The organism is Pseudomonas sp. SG-MS2 (assembly GCF_009933855.1).
Taxonomy (GTDB): Bacteria; Pseudomonadota; Gammaproteobacteria; order Pseudomonadales; family Pseudomonadaceae; genus Aquipseudomonas; species Aquipseudomonas putida_E.
The window spans coordinates 1-16,648 of sequence record NZ_MOMO01000191.1 but is presented as its reverse complement, the minus strand read 5'-3'; the positions used below and the strand labels follow the sequence as shown (position 1 = coordinate 16,648).

The following is a 16,648-nucleotide window of genomic DNA, read 5'->3' as shown; positions in this document are numbered from 1 at the left end:
AATGAGCGAGCCGATTCGCCTGACCCAGTACAGCCATGGTGCTGGCTGTGGCTGCAAGATCTCCCCCAAGGTGCTGGATGTGATCCTTGCCGAAAGTGGCGCCCAGGCCCTGGACCCGAACCTGTGGGTCGGCAACGCCTCGCGCGATGACGCCGCCGTATACGCCCTGGATGATGAACGCGGCGTGGTTTCCACTACCGACTTTTTCATGCCCATTGTCGATGACCCCTACGATTTCGGCCGCATCGCCGCCACCAACGCCATCAGCGACATCTACGCCATGGGCGGCGACCCGCTGATGGCCATCGCCATCCTCGGTTGGCCGGTCAACTTACTGCCGCCAGAAGTGGCCCGTGAAGTGATCCGCGGCGGCCGCGCCGTGTGCGCCGAAGCCGGCATCCCCCTGGCCGGCGGGCACTCGATCGATGCCCCCGAGCCGATCTTCGGCCTGGCCGTCACCGGCGTGGTCAGCAAGCGCCACCTCAAGCGCAATGACACCGCGACAGTGGGTTGCCGCCTGTACCTGACCAAGCCATTGGGCATCGGCATCCTCACCACCGCCGAGAAAAAGGCCAAGCTGCGTGAGCAGGACCAAGGCCTGGCCCGTGACTGGATGTGCACCCTCAACACCCCCGGCAGCCGCTTTGGCAAGCTCGACGGGGTCAAGGCGATGACCGACGTGACCGGTTTCGGTCTGCTCGGCCACCTGGTCGAGCTGGCCGAGGGCAGCGGGCTGACCGCGCACCTGGACTATGCGGCCGTCCCGCGGCTGCCGAGCATCGAGCACTACATGGCCGAGGGCTGCATCCCCGGCGGTACCCTGCGCAACTTCGACAGCTACGGGCACAAGATCGGCGCGCTGACCGACGATCAGAAGCACCTGCTGTGCGACCCGCAGACCAGCGGCGGCCTGCTGGTGGCGGTCACCCCAGAAGGTGAGCAGGCGTTCCTTGCCGTTGCCGCCGACCTTGGCCTGGACCTTGCGCCGATCGGCCTGCTGGCCGAGCGACAGAGCCACGCAGTCGAGGTGAACTGATGCGCCACGACTGCACCGACTTTCGCCAGCTGTTCCTCGACGACGTGCCGATGATGGACATGCGTGCGCCCGTCGAATTTGCCAAGGGCGCCTTCCCTGGCGTCGTCAACCTGCCGCTGATGACCGACCAGGAGCGGCAAAAGATCGGTACCTGCTACAAGCAGCAGGGCCAGGCCGCAGCCATCACCCTTGGCCACCAACTGGTCAGCGGCACTATCAAGCGCGAGCGCCTGCATGCCTGGGCCAGTTTTGCCAAGGCCCACCCTGATGGATATCTGTACTGCGCCCGCGGCGGCCTGCGCTCGCTGATCGTCCAGCAGTGGCTGCGCGACGAAGCGGGCATCGCCTACCCGCGTATCAAGGGTGGCTATAAAGCCCTGCGCACTTTCCTGCTGGATACAACCCAGCAGGCCGTGGAGCAATGCGATTTCGTTTTGGTCGGCGGCCTCACCGGCACCGGCAAGACCGATGTGCTGCACCAGCTGAACAACGTGATCGACCTTGAAGGCCATGCCAACCACCGCGGTTCGAGCTTCGGCAAACGCGCCACCGCACAGCCGGCGCAGATCGACTTCGAGAACAAGCTGGCCATCGACGTGCTGAAGAAACGCGCACGTGGTATCGAGCAGTTCGTGCTGGAGGACGAGGGCCGTATTGTCGGCAGCTGCACCGTGCCGCTGGAGCTGTACCAGGGCATGCAGCAATACCCGCTGGTGTGGCTGGAAGACAGCTTCGAAAACCGTGTCGAACGCATTCTGCGTGACTACGTGGTCAACCTGTGCGCCGAGTTCGTCGCGCTACATGGCGAAGAACTCGGGCGCCGGCTGTTCACTGAGCGCCTGCTGCAGAGTATGAGCAACATTCACAAGCGCCTGGGTGGCGAGCGCTACCAGCGCCTGTCCGAGATCATGCGCCTGGCGCTGGATGAGCAGCAGCGCAGCGGTGGCATCGATCTGCACCGGGGGTGGATCGAGGGCTTGCTGAAGGAATACTACGACCCGATGTATGCCTACCAGCGTGATGCCAAGGCGGACCGGGTGGAGTTTGCAGGGGATGCTGTGCAGGTGCGCGAGTACCTCAAGGCTCGCAAGCGCTAGGGGCCGCTTGCGGCCCATCGCCGGCAAGCCAGCTCCTACAGGGGCCGCGCAGTTCTTGAGTTCTGCGCTGTACCTGTGGGAGCTGGCTTGCCAGCGATGGCGCCCGCACAGGCAACATCACTGCCCAGGGCTGAGCACCCGCTCCAGCTCTGCCGCCCGCTCGCGGGTCATGTCCAGCCCACACATCCCGCCTTCGAGCTGGGCCATCGTCCCGCCGCTGGCTTGCACGTGGAACTTGCAGTTGCCATCACGGTAAGCGATCCACTGGCGCTGAACATCGCGCAAGCTCTTCTTCGGCTCCGCTTCGAGCTTGCCCATCAGTTGCTTGTAAACCCGGTTCAACCGCGCATCCTGCAGCTGGGTTTCGGCCTGGATGCAACTGCTCATGGCCAGCGTACTGGAAGCCTTGTCCATGCACTGGGTATAGCTCGGCGAGTTGTCCTCGGCCATTGCCACAGGCATGCAACATGCCAAGGCCAACCCCATCAGATACTGCTTGTTCATCACCATCTCCTGGTCAATATCAAAACGCCTGCGGCTGCTCAGGAGGCATCAGTACCTTGCCCGGCACAAAGCGCAGCGACGGCATTTGCGTGGCGGCATACAACGCCAGCGCCAGTGCTGCGATCAGCGCCACGTCGAGCCAGCGCCAGCCCGGCATGTCCTGTGCACTGCGCGCCTTCCAGACATGCCATGCCTGCCCTGCGCAGAACACCACGATAGACGCCAGCCAAAGGTAAAAACCGGCACCAAAGCCCGTACGGTCCTGAAACGCGTAGCTGATGTTATCCGGCAGCCGTTCGATGCCAAAGCTGCTGGCCGCCAGGTACAACGCAGCCAACCCGGCTAGCAGCGCCAGGCGGCGGAAACGCCGGTGGGCAAGGACTGCGATTGCCAGTAGCGGGTTGGCAAACCACTGAAACAGCCCGAACGGAACGCCCCATGGCCCGTACAGCAACATCTGCAAGGCCGGCATGTGCCTGCCGGCGCTCATCAGCGCGCCATCGAAACACAGGCCGAGCAAATACAGGGCAAGGCTGAAGGTGAGGTAAAAAGCCGTCATGCAACGGGTGGCTCGAGCAACAAGCCGTAGATGCCCGAGTCGGACAACTCACCCGCCACGCACCAGCGTGCGCGCAACGTGCCTTCAAGGACGAAGCCCTGGCGCTCCAGCGTACGTGCCGAGCCATTGTTGCGCGGGTCGATCTCGGCCTCCAGGCGGCGCATGTGCAGGGTATGGGCGAGGTAGTCGATGAAGCAGGTCAGTGCCTCGTCCATGTAGCCCCTGCCCTGCACTGCGCTGGCCAGGCAATAGCCGATCTCGCCACGGCGGGAGGTGTCATCGATGTTGAACAGCTGGACCATGCCGATCAGTTCGCCAGTGTCACGGCGGTACATGCCCAGCTTGAGCTGGTCACCATTGGCATAGGCCTCGCGGTCGGCAGCCAGGGCGCTTTGTGCCTCGGCCAGGTCTTGCCAGGGGGCATGGTGCCAATAGCGCATGACCTCGGGGTCGGCCATGATCGTCAGCCATTGCTGGGCATCGGCGTGGCGCATCGGGCGCAACTGCAGGCGCGGGCTGTCGAGGCAGAGGTCGGTGGGGAAACTTCGGGGTGGGGTCACGCCGCATCTCCTGTCCATTGCTGGGGAAATGACAGTTTAACGTCATGTGGGAGGGCTGGGGCATGCCTGGTGTTTCAGGGGGTATTGAAGACTGAGCGCCGCGCGGGCGGCGCTCGATCTCAAGTGCGCTGGGCGAACACGCTTCAGGCCCCGCGGTTCAAGCCCATTTCCATGTCATTGATCAGCGCCTTGGCCATGGCACTTAGAATGCGCGCGGCGCTGCCGGCAACGAGGTTGCCCTCCATCTCGGCTTCCTCACTCAAGTGCCGAATGCACCCAAGCAGAACGGACAGTTCGTCAAACGCGTGATCGAGCGGCACTCCCGGCTGGATGGCATACAGATCGAGAAACGTCTCTTGGCCAACCGTGGTTCGCGCTTTCAGGTCATCACTCATGCGCCCTCTCCAACGTGCTCATATGGCCGAAAAGGGCCCGCAGGAGCTCGGTGTGGATGCCCATGTTATCCAGCACCACCTTGCGTTGGTCTTCGCCCACGGTGCTGAGGTACAGCTCGATGGTGCGCGAAAGGCTGTCCATTAGCGCGGCGGCATGGGCCTTGGCGTCTTCAAGGGAAAGGTCGGCGATTATCGAGATGTAGGGAATAGGGAAGCTGTCGGGTGGATCGGGTACGAGCTTTTTCATAGTCACTTCTCGGTAGAGTTTTCAGAAGCAACCACTCACATCCTTCTCACAGATTGGGTGGCAGCCATGCGCGAGGTGAGAAGACCGTGTCCGAGATCACCACGGCCAGACCGAAGCCTGCACGCGCACGGCTGCCATATCTGGCAAGCGATCTCAAACTACAGGCTTCTCACACCCGGTCGCCAAACCACAGCGACCGCGAAAAGTTACCTATGAGGTACAGGCTTGCCTATCAGACGGCATCCGACAGGGATCGTAGGATAATTCGCCAAGCCCGTCTTTCTGAAGCATTTGGTTTCAGGTTCAGAAACTTCTTACACATGATTGGCGATGCGATTGTTGTAGGAGCGGCCTTGTGTCGCGAAAGGGCCGCAAAGCGGCCCCAGCGATACCTGTGGCGACGCTAAAATCCTGAGGGCGCTTCGCACCCTTTCGCAACACAAGGCCGTTCCTACGATGACCGTGTCGCCGGTGGTCAGGCCACCTCGGCCCCATCATCCGGCCAATGCGGCTCGTTGGCCCCCGGTGGCGTCAGCGGCGGCAAACCATAAGCAGCACGTGCATCGTCGCAACTGGGGTTGTGTACGCCCCCCTCCCACGACGCTTCGAACTCACGGCAAGGGCTGGAACGGTTGGCGTAAATGGTGCACGCCACCTCGGTGCCGATCTCGCCCTTGAGGCTGACGCAGCGGCACGGCTTGGCATCGGTGCCGATCATGGCTACCCGGGTTGGGTTGATCTGCACCACCAGGTCATCGGGCACAACGCCACCGGCTGACTGGCATTCGCCCCAGAAGAAGGACACACGGAAGTACCCGCAGCAGGCGCCGCAGTCAAGGCAAGGGTTGTATTCGGACATGATGGCACGGAAGGGGAAGGTTATTGTTATCGGGGCTGGCCCGCGGCGCCATTTGTAATCGAAGCCAGGTCGGCTGAGAAGAGGGGCAACGAAAAATAGTTTGCCGTCGATCCGGCAAACATCAGGGGCCGCATGGCGGCCCCTGAAACTGCACTATTTGCGGCTCAGGCCATCAGCCCGGAACATCTGCCGGATGCCCCGTATCGCCTGGCGAATCCGGTCCTGGTTTTCGATCAGGGCGAAGCGCACGTGGTCATCACCGTAATCGCCAAAACCGATGCCCGGCGAGACACACACCTTGGCTTCAGCCAGCAGCTTCTTGGCAAATTCCAACGACCCCAGGTGGGCGTACTGCTCGGGTATCTTGGCCCAGACATACATCGACGCCTTGGGGTTTTCGACCATCCAGCCCAGCTCGTGCAGGCCTTTGACCAACAGGTTGCGGCGCTGGCGGTACTGCTCGGCAATGTCGCGCACACACTGCTGGTCACCTTCGAGCGCCGCGATCGCCGCGACCTGCAAGGGCGTGAACGTGCCGTAGTCGTGGTAGCTCTTGATTCGCGCCAGGGCGCTGACCAGCTCAGGGTTGCCGACCATGAAACCGATCCGCCAGCCGGCCATGTTGTAGCTCTTGGACAGCGTGAAAAACTCCACGGCAATGTCCTTGGCACCCGGTACCTGCATGATCGACGGTGCCTTCCAGCCGTCGTAGACGATATCGGCGTAGGCCAGGTCGTGCACCACCAGCACGTCATACTGCTTGGCCAAGGCCACCACGCGCTCGAAGAAGTCCAGCTCCACGCATTGGGCAGTGGGGTTGGACGGGAAGCCGAGGATCATCATCTTCGGCTTGGGGATGGACTCGCGGATCGCCCGCTCGAGTTCATTGAAGAAGTCGACACCGGGCACCAGCGGCACCGAACGCACCTGGGCACCGGCGATCACTGCGCCGTAGATATGGATCGGGTAGCTCGGGTTGGGCACCAGCACGGTGTCGCCGTGGTCGAGGGTACCGAGCATCAGGTGCGCCAGGCCCTCTTTGGAGCCGATGGTGACGATGGCTTCGCTTTCCGGGTCGATGTCGACCTCATAGCGCTGCTTGTACCAGTTGGAAATGGCACGGCGCAGCCGCGGGATGCCGCGAGAGGTTGAGTAGCCATGGGTGTCATCACGCTGGGCAACCTGCACCAGCTTCTCGACGATGTGCGGCGGGGTAGCGCCATCGGGGTTGCCCATGCTCAGGTCGATGATGTCCTCGCCACGGCGGCGGGCAGCCATCTTGAGCTCGGCAGTGATGTTGAACACGTAGGGGGGGAGACGATCGATGCGCGCAAAGCGGCGCGGCGAACCTTGGTCGGCCATGGTTTCCTCTGAGTACGTAAGCGCCCGGAACCGTCCGAGCGACGCTGGCCGATGTGGCGGCCTGGATCAGAAGATAATGCCGAAACAGCATGACTGTAAAGGACATAATCCTGTTTTGTTAGAACTTTTCAGATGTATTTTTTGAAAACCAGAGATTTATGTTTCCAAGCCGATGATAGGGCCAGAATCGAAAAAAAACCCCGGCACATGGCCGGGGTTTTCGTGTAACAGGCGACTGTATCAGCGTGCGTAGGTCATCAGCACGTCCGCAGCGGTCTGGCTGTCCACACCCATCATCACGCTCAGGGCGGTAACGGTGAGGATGGAGAAGCCGAACACCTTGCGGGCCCACTTGCTGTCGTCCTCGGCCTTGTAACCACCCCAGGCCATGTACAGCCAGTACAGGCCCATGGCAGCTGCCACGGCCAGGTAGCCGAGGCCGGCGTAACCGCCGAGGGTGAGCATCAGGGTAGCGAGCACGAAGGCCAGCACGTACAGCACGATCTGCTTCTTGGCCGCGAGGATGCCACGTGCCACCGGCAGGACCGGAATGTTGGCGGCGCTGTAATCCTTGAAGCGGAAGATTGCGATCGCGAAGCTGTGCGGCATCTGCCACAGGCTGAACATCACCAGCAGGGTCACTGCCGCCAGGTCGAAGCTGTTGCTCACGGCGCAGTAGCCGATCACCGGAGGCATGGCACCGGACAGGCTGCCAACCAAGGTGCCGTGCACCGATTTGCGCTTCAGCCAGAGGCTGTAGAAACCGACGTAGACGATGAACCCGATCAGCGCACAGAACGCCGCCAGCGGGTTGGCCTGGACATACAGCAGGCTGAAGCCCGCCACCCCGAGGAGGGTGGCGTAGACCAGCGCGAGGGTCAGCGACATGCCGCCCTGGACCATGACGCGGTTCTTGGTACGTTCCATCTTGATATCGATGTCGCGGTCGATGCAGTTGTTGAACACGCAACCGGACGCAACCACCAGGGACGTACCTATTACCACCGCCAGGAACAGGGCGAAGTCTACATGGCCCTTCGAGGCAAGGAAGAAACCGCCTGCCACGGAAAGCACGTTACCGAAAATGATCCCCGGTTTGGTGATTTGGATAAAGTGCTTAACGGACATGCAGTCTTACCTCACTTGGCCATCATTTCGTAGTGGATGCTGAACATGATCCACAGCGACAGGCCGACCAGCAGTGCAATCACCATGGTGGTGAACAGGAACGTCGACACGTTGGAACGCTGCTCTTTCGAGCGGTCCATGTGCAGGAAGTACACGAGGTGCACTACCACCTGGATGACGGCCATGGCCACCACGATCAGGACGGTCAGGTTCTTCGGCAGGCTCGGGTACATCACCAGGCCGAACGGGATCGCGGTCAGGATGATCGACAGTACAAAGCCGATCATGTAGGACTTCACGCTGCCGTGGTTACCTTCGTGATGAGTGTCGTGTGCGTTAGCCATTACAGAACCCCCAGCAGGTAAACGACGGTGAATACGCAGATCCAGACCACGTCCAGGAAGTGCCAGAACAGGCTCAGGCAGCTCATGCGGGTCTTGGCGGTCGGCGTGATGCCGTGCTTGTTGATCTGGTACATCATGATTGCCATCCAGATCAGGCCGGCGGTCACGTGCAGGCCGTGGGTGCCTACCAGGGCGAAGAAGCCCGACAGGAAGCCACTGCGCTGCGGGCCGTAGCCCTCAGCGATCAGGTGATGGAACTCGTAGATTTCCATCGCGATGAACGCAGCGCCGAACAGGAAGGTCACTGCCAACCAGCCCAGCACGCCTGCTTTCTTGCCGTCGAACATCTTCAGCATGGCGAAGCCGAAGGTGATCGAGGACAGCAGCAGGAACAGCGTTTCTACAGCTACGAAATCGAGCTGGAAGATGTCATGACCCGACGGGCCGCCGGCAAAACTGCCGGACAGCACCGCGTAGGTGGCGAAGAGCGACGCAAACAGGATGCAGTCGGTCATCAGGTACAGCCAGAAACCGAGTACGGTCATCTGGCCCGAGTCGTGGTGGTGATCGTCGTGCCCATGGTCGTGACCATGAGCAGCGCCGTGGATTACTTGACTGGACATTGATTACACCCGCTCAAACGATTCGACACGTGCGCCGGCAGGCAGAGCACCTGCTTTGGCCAGCGCTTTCATGCGCTCGCCTTCGATGCGCGCCACTTCTTCGGCCGGAACCATGTAGCCCTGGTCGTCACGCGCAGCGTGGCGAACGAAGACAGCGATGGTCGCAACCAGGCTCGCGCCCACCAGCCACCAGATGTGCCAGATGAAGGCGAAGCCGAAGACGGTCAGGAACAGGCCCATGAACAAGCCGGTAGCAGTGTTGCTCGGCATGTGGATCGGCTCGTACTTGCTCGGTGCCTTGTAGGCAACACCGGCTTCCTTGGCTTCGTGCCAGCAGTCCAGGCCAACTTTCTCAGGCATGTGGGCGAAGTTGTAGAACGGAGGTGGCGACGAAGTCGACCATTCCAGGGTACGGCCGCCCCATGGGTCGCCGGTCACGTCCAGGTTCTGGTTGCGGTCGCGGACCGAAACGTAGATCTGGATCAGCTGGCAAGCGATACCGAACAGGATCAGCACGGCGCCGACGACGGCAACGTACAGGTAGGGTTCCCACAGCGGGTTGTCGGAGTGGTTCAGACGACGGGTCATGCCCATGAAGCCCAGGGCATACAGCGGCATGAACGCAACGTAGAAGCCCGAGATCCAGAACCAGAAGGCAGCTTTGCCCCACTTCTCGTTCAGGGTGAAGCCGAAGGCTTTCGGGAACCAGAAGGCGAAGCCGGCAATGTAGCCGAATACCGCACCACCGATGATCACGTTGTGGAAGTGAGCGATAACGAACAGGCTGTTGTGCAGCACGAAGTCAGCACCTGGAACAGCCAGCAGAACGCCGGTCATGCCACCAATGGAGAAGGTGATCATGAAGCCCAGGGTCCACATCATCGGTGCGGTGAAGCGCACACGGCCCTGGTACATGGTGAACAGCCAGTTGAACAGCTTCACACCCGTCGGAATGGAGATCAGCATCGTCGCCAGGCCGAAGAAGGTGTTGACGCTGGCGCCGGCACCCATGGTGAAGAAGTGGTGCAGCCATACGGCAAAGCCCAGGATGGCGATCGCGCCCGATGCGTAGATCATCGAGTGGTGGCCGAACAGACGCTTGCCGGAGAAGGTCGAAGTCACTTCCGAGAACACGCCGAAGGCCGGCAGGATCAGGATGTAAACCTCAGGGTGACCCCACGCCCAGAACAGGTTGACGTACATCATCGGGTTCCCACCAAGCTCGTTGGTGAAAATGTGGAAGTCCAGATAACGGTCAACAGTCAGCAGTGCGAGTGCAGCGGTCAGGATCGGGAAGGAAGCGACGATCAGCACGTTGGCCCAGGTGCAGGTCCAGGTGAAGATCGGCATGTCCATCAGTTTCATGCCAGGTGCGCGCATCTTCATCACGGTGACGAGGAAGTTCACACCGGTTAGCGTCGTACCCAATCCGGATAGCTGTAGCGCCCAGATGTAGTAGTCGACACCCACCCCAGGGCTGTACTGAATGCCCGCGAGCGGCGGATAGGCAACCCAGCCGGTCTTGGCGAATTCACCAACGCCCAGCGAGATGTTGACCAGCAGCACGCCTGCCAGCAGCAGGTAGAAGCTCAGGGAGTTCAGGAACGGGAAGGCAACGTCACGTGCACCGATCTGCAGAGGAACCGCAAGGTTCATCAGGCCGGTGAAGAACGGCATCGCCATGAAGATGATCATGATCACACCGTGAGCGGTGAAGATCTGGTCATAGTGTTCAGGCGGCAGGTAGCCTTCGGAGCCGCCGGTAGCAGCAGCCAGCTGGGTACGCATCATGATGGCGTCGGCAAAGCCGCGCAGCAGCATGACCATCGCGACGATGATGTACATCACCCCGATTTTCTTGTGGTCGACCGTGGTCAGCCACTCGGTCCACAAGTAGGTCCACTTGCGGAAATAGGTGATAAGGCCGACGACAGCGATACCGCCGAGCGCGATCATGGCAAGCGTCACCATGACTATCGGCTCGTGATAGGGTATCGCCTCCAGGCTTAATTTACCGAACATCTCTTACTCCTCTGCACCGGCAGCTGGTTGCGTACTCGATTCCACACCCGTGGTGGTGGCCAGATCTTTGCTGCCTGCTTCTTCGTGGACCGGCTTGCCGCGGTTCATGCCTTCGTACTTGTCGACGATGGTCTGGAACAGCTCCGCTGGCGCCTCGCTGTACAGCGCGACTGGGTTGTATTCGCTAGGTTTGGCCAGTGCTTCGTACTCGGCCTTGCCCAGTTTCAGAGGCGACTGCTTCACTTCGGCGACCCACTTGTCGAAGTCTTCCTGGGAAGTGGCAGTAGCCTTGAATTTCATGCCGGTGAAGCCAGCACCGCTGTAGTTGGCGCTGATACCGTCAAACACGCCGTTTTCGTTGGCGATCAGGTGCAACTTGGTGGTCATGCCGGCCATGGCGTAGATCTGGCCGCCCAGGCCCGGGATGAAGAACGAGTTCATCACGGCGTCGGAGGTGACGCGGAAGTTGACCGGGGTGTTAGCCGGGAAGTTGATCTTGTTGACCGTTGCGATGCCCTGCTCCGGGTAGATGAACAGCCACTTCCAGTCCAGTGCGACCACGTCGATCTGGATCGGCTTCACGTCCGAATCCAGCGGACGGTATGGGTCCAGCTTGTGGGTGGACTTGTAGGTGACATAACCCAGGGCAATGATGATCAGGATCGGGATGATCCACACCGCAGCCTCGATCTTGGTCGAGTGCGACCAGTCCGGGGTGTAGGTGGCAGCCTTGTTGGAAGCACGGTACTTCCAGGCGAAGGCCACGGTCATGATGATGACCGGGATCACCACCAGCAACATCAGGCCGGTAGCGATGAGGATGAGGTTCTTTTGCTCAATGCCGACCTGACCTTTCGGGTCGAGCAGGGTCCAGTTGCACCCGCTGAGTAAAAGCATGCCTAAAAAGGGCAATATGCCAAACAGTCTGGGGTAACGCTTTTTACTCATCTCACGACCTCTAGATCAGCTTGCTTCAATGCAATTTGTGTTTTGGTAGCCAACACTTCGTCCTGCCAAGTGAGGCATTTCGCGCCCGAATACGCTCCTGCCTGGGGTCCGACTGCAGGACCTTGGCTCAAGCGTGTTAGCGGTGCTTATGGTTTCGTAGGCAACAGGCCTGTACTTCAGACCAAGTCCATTTGGTGCGGGAAAACGCGGAGGGGTATCCGCCCGGTATCGCCGCTGGGCGAAACTTGACGAAGTCAGCAAAAGAAAGCGCTGGGGCTTCCTTCAATCCTGCGACTCGCAAGCAGTGCCGAACGGAAATTGGGGGCGATTGTAGTGAGGTCGCCAACCCTTGACTATGACTTATTGAGCAACAGTCTTTTACAGAATACGTAACAATACTGGTCAAAAATTCAACTTCGCGACAGTTTGTCGCACCCCGCTTGATAGGCCTCAAACCCGCACTGCGCAAGGCTTTGTGGTTGATCTGGATCAAGCGGGAGGCGACTTTTCCCTCTTCTCTGTGGGTGCAAAAGACCACAGCAAATTCGGGACTTATGTCTAAGGCTGGCGCCGATTGCGGTAGATGCCCAGCGGAACCAGGATGGCCGTCAGCACGAACGCCATCAGTGCCCATTGCGCCAGGGACAAACCGAGGATCGGCGGGTATGGCGTGCTGCAGAAACCGTCGACCTGGAATGCGAGCGGCCAGAGCTTGGCCAGCGGCAGGTCGTCGACGATCGGCTGCAGGGTATCGATACCGCAACTGACCATGGGGTTGGCGAGTATATACACATGGTTGCCGGCCGCAACGATTCCGCCAATTGCGCTCAGCACCACCAGCCCTTCGAACAACGTCAGGCTGCGCCGCCCGGGCATCGCGGCGGCGATGAAGGCAAACACGGCGATGAACAGCAGGGCATAACGTTGCAGGATGCACAGTGGGCAGGGGGCTTCGCCGAGCACCACCTGCATGTACAAAGCGCCACCGATCAGGGCGAGACAGATCACCCCCAGCAGCACCAGAAAGCGCCGTTCCCGATTCAGGCGCGATGTTTGTTCGTTCATTGCCGGTTCCTTCGATGGATAGGGGCAGCGTGGTCCACCTGCCTGGCGCAAGTCTACACGCAGGTCTGACCGTTAGCGTGTCGAGGAAGCGGCAAGACAGCACTGCGAGGGCTATCCGGAGTGGGCTTGAGACCGGCAGGCGTGACATCGGTTCAACGCCGGCCGGTAAAAAAGCGGCTGCCCGGGCGCCGCGCAGGGGCGAGCCCCTCGACACCCGGGAGTGAAGGATAGAGTGATTAAAGGACGATTAACGATGAAAGATGGCTGGCGCGGTTCATCTTTCCTTTATATGCAAAGCAGCCCAGAAACCACAGGTACGCCAGCGTACCTGTGGGGGCCGGCTTGCCGGCGATGGGGTCCGAACAGTCAGCACATCACTCCAGAGCTGTCGCCGGCCCGAAGAACTCGTAGCGGCTCTGCTGCTGGGGCACACCCAGCTCTTTAAGGTGACGCTTGATCACCGCCATGAAGCTCTTGGGCCCGAGGAAGTACGCATCCACGTCACGCTCACCCGGCATCCATTCAGCCAAAAGTTCCTGGCTCAACTGCCCCACCGCATTGGCGTCGTGCGAACCATCATCCTCGGCATAGCAATAAAAGCGCTTGAGCTGCGGGTGACGCTCGGCCAGCCCATCGACCCAGCCACGGAATGCATGCACCCCTGCATTGCGCGCACAGTGGATGAAATGCACCGGTCGCTTGGTTTCAAGGGCCGCCTCGAGCATGGCCAGGGTCGGTGTGATGCCGACACCACCGCTGATCAGCACCAGCGGCCTGTCACTGGCGGCAAGGGTGAAGTCACCAGACGGCGGGAACAGTTGCACGGTACTGCCGACCATCATTTCATGATGCAGGTAGTTGGACACCTTGCCGCCCGCCTCACGCTTGACGCTGATGCGGTATTGCTTGCCATCGCACAAGGCCGACAGCGAATAATTGCGACGCTGCTCGGCGCCGTCGATGAACAGCTGCAAGCCGATGTACTGGCCCGGTTCAGCCTTGAGCACCGGTTTGCCGTCGACAGGAGCGAAGTAGAACGAAACGATCTCGCTGCTTTCCTGCTCGCGGCGTACCAGGCGGAATTCGCGGGTACCGCGCCAGCCACCGGCAGCCTCTTCCTTCTGTTTGTAGAGGCCTTCCTCGGCGCCAATGAGGATCTCGGCCAACTGCCCATAGGCCGCGCCCCAGGCAGCGATCACCTCTGCAGTGGCGATCTCCTTGCCGAGCACCTCCTCGATGGCACGCAGCAGGCAGCTGCCGACGATCGGATAATGCTCCGGCAGGATCTGCAAGGCGACATGCTTGTTGATGATCTGGCCGACCAGGCCGCCGAGCTGTTCCAACTGGTCGATGTGCCGGGCGTACATCAGCACGCCGTTGGCCAGGGCGCGCGGCTGGTCGCCACTGGCCTGATGCGCCTGGTTGAACAGTGGGCGCACTTGCGGATACTCACTGAGCATCAATTTGTAGAAGTGGGTGGTCAGCGCCTCTCCACCGGTTTCCAGCAGCGGGACAGTGGCTTTGATGATTGCACGTTGTTCGGCATTGAGCATTGCAACAACTCCTGAGCCAGAGGCTTCGAATGGTTGCATGTGCAGTATCAGTATTCGTGCCAAACTTAAATATCAATAAAATCAGTATGTTGGCTAAGTACATGTCAAAACGACCAGGCACGGCGTATAGTCATTTGGACCAACAGGAGTCCTTATGACTGCAAAGCCGCTGCTCACCGCCCTGCTCCCCTTGGTCAGCGACCTGTCCCGTGACCTGCCCGAAGAGGAACGCTACCGCCGCCTGCTACAAGCCATGCGCGGCTTGCTGCCCTGCGATGCCGCTGCACTGCTGCGGCTCGATGGCGAATGGCTGGTGCCATTGGCTGTCGACGGTTTGTCTGCCGATACCCTGGGCCGGCGCTTCAAAGTCAGCGAGCATCCGCGCTTCCAGGTTTTGCTCAGCCGCGCCGAGCCCACCCGCTTTCCCAGCGACTCCCAGCTGCCCGACCCCTATGACGGCCTGGTCAATGCCCACGACGTCGACCTTCACGTGCATGACTGCATGGGCTGCCCGCTGATGGTCGACGAGCGCCCATGGGGCCTGGTAACGCTCGATGCCCTCACCCCGGGCCAGTTCCAAAGCCTGGAGCTCGATGCCCTGCAGGCCTTCGCCAGCCTGGCAGCCGCCACGGTCACGGTGGCCGAACGCATCGAGCACCTGGCACTGCGCGCCGAGGATGAGCACCAGCGCGCCGAAATCTATCGCCAGGCCAGCGGCCAGGACAAAGAGCTGATTGGCCAAAGCCCGGCGCACAAGCGCCTGCTGGATGAAATACGCCTGGTTGGCGGTAGCGACCTGACCGTGCTGATCACCGGCGAAACTGGCGTGGGCAAGGAACTGGTGGCCCAGGCCCTGCACCAGGCCAGCCACCGCGCCAACAAGCCCCTGATCAGCCTCAACTGCGCCGCGCTGCCCGACACGCTGGTGGAAAGCGAACTGTTCGGCCATGTGCGCGGGGCCTTTACCGGCGCCCACGGTGAGCGTCGCGGCAAGTTCGAACTGGCCAACGGCGGCACGCTGTTTCTCGACGAAGTGGGCGAACTGCCGCTGGCGGTGCAGGCAAAGCTGCTGCGGGTATTGCAAAGCGGGCAACTGCAGCGCCTGGGCTCAGACCGCGAACACACAGTGGATGTGCGCCTGATCGCAGCAACCAACCGCGACCTTGCCGCTGAGGTGCGCAACGGCAACTACCGCGCCGACTTCTATCACCGCCTGAGCGTGTACCCGCTGCAGGTGCCGCCGCTACGCGAGCGTGGGCGCGATGTGCTGCTATTGGCAGGCTACTTCCTCGAACAGAATCGATCACGACTGGGCCTGAACAGCCTGCGCCTGAGCAATGAAGCGCAAGCGGCGCTACTGGCCTACGACTGGCCAGGCAACGTGCGCGAACTGGAACACCTCATTGGCCGCTCGGCCCTCAAGGCCATGGGCCAGCACCCGGACCGGCCACGCATCCTTACCCTGCAAGCCAGTGACCTGGACCTGCGTACCCTGGCGAGCGTGGCACAGGCCCCCTCCCCTGCCCCCCTGCCGGCGCCGTCGCTGGCCGAAGGTGGCTTGCGCGAAGCGGTCGACGGCTACCAACGCCAGATCATCGATGCCTGCCTGCAGCGCCATCAGGACAACTGGGCCGCCGCCGCACGCGAACTGGGCCTGGATCGCGCCAATTTAAACCGCTTGGCTCGGCGCCTGGGCCTGCGCTAGACGCGTTTCCTACCAAAGGATTAACCCAGAAAGCCTCTGGTTGCTTTCCGTTGCGCTGCTATATCTCCCTTACCACCGGTAACAGGGCCATACGGCCGGGCTGCGTGCTCCTGCACAAGCGGTTGCGCCAGCAGGATCGCCCACGCCGACCCTGTGTACCGCACACCAGCAGGGAGCATCCATGGACAACATCGTCGTCGCCGACAAGCAAACCACCGTCGCCACCCAGAATGCCTGGGGCAATATCACGCTCAACAGCCCAGGCGTGGTGCAGATGCCCGTTGCGCCCGACCAGGTGGCAACCGTGACCCGACGGGGTCAGGACCTGATCGTCACTCTCAAATCGGGTGAAAAGGTCACCGTCGGCAACTTCTTTGCCGTGGACCAGGCGGGTGTCGGCAGTGACATGGTCTTCGTCGGCGAAGACGGCACCCTGTGGCACGCCAACTACGATGCCGAGGCCTTCACCGGTTTCACCTTCGAGGAAGTCGCCTCCCTCGATGAACTGGTCGCAGGCATCGGCGTCGCGGGCAGCGAAACCCCGACCTGGGCGATTGCCGGGCTGAGCCTGCTGGGCGTTGGCGGCGCTGCCGCCGCCGCAGGCAGCGGTGGTGGTGGCGGCAGCAGCGGCGGCTCCGCAC

Annotated in this window: 18 protein-coding genes; 4 read left to right on the top strand and 14 right to left on the bottom strand. The window is 61.2% G+C overall.

Features of this window, described 5'->3' with window-relative positions; translation table 11 throughout:
* Window position 1: 1 nt before the first annotated feature.
* A complete protein-coding gene (gene selD, locus BLX42_RS16050; RefSeq protein ID WP_161872156.1) occupies window positions 2–1,036 on the top strand; it encodes a selenide, water dikinase SelD in 1,035 nt (344 codons plus the stop codon).
* On the top strand, window positions 1,036–2,133 hold the full coding sequence (gene mnmH / locus BLX42_RS16045) for a tRNA 2-selenouridine(34) synthase MnmH (protein ID WP_161872155.1): 1,098 nt from the start codon (window positions 1,036–1,038) through the stop codon (window positions 2,131–2,133). Before selD ends, mnmH begins: the two co-directional genes overlap by 1 nt.
* A 117-nt stretch (window positions 2,134–2,250) precedes the next feature.
* Here mnmH and BLX42_RS16040 read toward each other — a convergent pair whose 3' ends face one another.
* The 14 genes from BLX42_RS16040 to hmpA form a co-directional block, all read right to left on the bottom strand.
* Window positions 2,251–2,637 (bottom strand): lysozyme inhibitor LprI family protein, encoded by a 387-nt coding sequence (locus BLX42_RS16040; protein ID WP_046784496.1) that lies wholly within the window; start codon window positions 2,635–2,637, stop codon window positions 2,251–2,253.
* 19 nt (window positions 2,638–2,656) lie between these two features.
* Window positions 2,657–3,196: a hypothetical protein gene (locus BLX42_RS16035; RefSeq protein WP_046784497.1), complete on the bottom strand. Its 540-nt coding sequence runs from the start codon at window positions 3,194–3,196 to the stop codon at window positions 2,657–2,659.
* Entirely contained in the window at window positions 3,193–3,756 is a 564-nt protein-coding gene (locus BLX42_RS16030) for a GNAT family N-acetyltransferase (RefSeq protein WP_012316174.1), read from the bottom strand. The genes BLX42_RS16035 and BLX42_RS16030 overlap by 4 nt, the downstream gene beginning before the upstream one ends.
* Before the next feature lie 143 nt (window positions 3,757–3,899).
* The gene (locus BLX42_RS16025; protein WP_012316175.1) at window positions 3,900–4,151 is read right to left on the bottom strand and encodes a DUF3077 domain-containing protein; all 252 of its coding nucleotides are present in this window, start codon (window positions 4,149–4,151) and stop codon (window positions 3,900–3,902) included.
* Window positions 4,144–4,398: a hypothetical protein gene (locus BLX42_RS16020; RefSeq protein WP_177010251.1), complete on the bottom strand. Its 255-nt coding sequence runs from the start codon at window positions 4,396–4,398 to the stop codon at window positions 4,144–4,146. The genes BLX42_RS16025 and BLX42_RS16020 overlap by 8 nt, the downstream gene beginning before the upstream one ends.
* A gap of 475 nt (window positions 4,399–4,873) precedes the next feature.
* Window positions 4,874–5,257, bottom strand: a complete 384-nt coding sequence (locus tag BLX42_RS16015) for a YkgJ family cysteine cluster protein (protein WP_012316177.1) — start codon at window positions 5,255–5,257, stop codon at window positions 4,874–4,876.
* Window positions 5,258–5,410: 153 nt separating this feature from the next.
* Complete coding sequence (alaC, locus tag BLX42_RS16010; RefSeq protein ID WP_119687751.1) at window positions 5,411–6,619, bottom strand: alanine transaminase; 1,209 nt, start codon at window positions 6,617–6,619, stop codon at window positions 5,411–5,413.
* Between the two features lie 240 nt (window positions 6,620–6,859).
* Window positions 6,860–7,747: a heme o synthase gene (cyoE, locus tag BLX42_RS16005; RefSeq protein ID WP_046784501.1), complete on the bottom strand. Its 888-nt coding sequence runs from the start codon at window positions 7,745–7,747 to the stop codon at window positions 6,860–6,862.
* An 11-nt stretch (window positions 7,748–7,758) separates the two neighbouring features.
* Window positions 7,759–8,091 (bottom strand): cytochrome o ubiquinol oxidase subunit IV, encoded by a 333-nt coding sequence (gene cyoD, locus BLX42_RS16000; RefSeq protein ID WP_012316180.1) that lies wholly within the window; start codon window positions 8,089–8,091, stop codon window positions 7,759–7,761.
* Window positions 8,091–8,714, bottom strand: coding sequence for a cytochrome o ubiquinol oxidase subunit III (cyoC, locus tag BLX42_RS15995; protein WP_012316181.1), 624 nt, complete (start codon window positions 8,712–8,714; stop codon window positions 8,091–8,093). The genes cyoD and cyoC overlap by 1 nt, the downstream gene beginning before the upstream one ends.
* 3 nt (window positions 8,715–8,717) lie before the next feature.
* Window positions 8,718–10,736: a cytochrome o ubiquinol oxidase subunit I gene (cyoB, locus tag BLX42_RS15990; protein ID WP_012316182.1), complete on the bottom strand. Its 2,019-nt coding sequence runs from the start codon at window positions 10,734–10,736 to the stop codon at window positions 8,718–8,720.
* Window positions 10,737–10,739: 3 nt separating this feature from the next.
* Entirely contained in the window at window positions 10,740–11,684 is a 945-nt protein-coding gene (gene cyoA / locus BLX42_RS15985) for a ubiquinol oxidase subunit II (RefSeq protein WP_012316183.1), read from the bottom strand.
* Window positions 11,685–12,242: 558 nt separating this feature from the next.
* On the bottom strand, window positions 12,243–12,749 hold the full coding sequence (locus BLX42_RS15980; RefSeq protein WP_039601973.1) for a disulfide bond formation protein B: 507 nt from the start codon (window positions 12,747–12,749) through the stop codon (window positions 12,243–12,245).
* Between the two features lie 374 nt (window positions 12,750–13,123).
* Window positions 13,124–14,302, bottom strand: coding sequence for an NO-inducible flavohemoprotein (gene hmpA / locus BLX42_RS15975; RefSeq protein WP_161872154.1), 1,179 nt, complete (start codon window positions 14,300–14,302; stop codon window positions 13,124–13,126).
* Between the two features lie 154 nt (window positions 14,303–14,456).
* Here hmpA and norR point away from each other — a divergent pair, with 154 nt between their 5' ends.
* Together norR and BLX42_RS15965 are read left to right on the top strand one after the other, a co-directional pair.
* Entirely contained in the window at window positions 14,457–16,007 is a 1,551-nt protein-coding gene (gene norR / locus BLX42_RS15970; protein WP_161872153.1) for a nitric oxide reductase transcriptional regulator NorR, read from the top strand.
* 181 nt (window positions 16,008–16,188) lie between these two features.
* The coding region (locus tag BLX42_RS15965; protein ID WP_161872152.1) for a BapA prefix-like domain-containing protein at window positions 16,189–16,648 on the top strand (460 nt) is incomplete at its 3' end.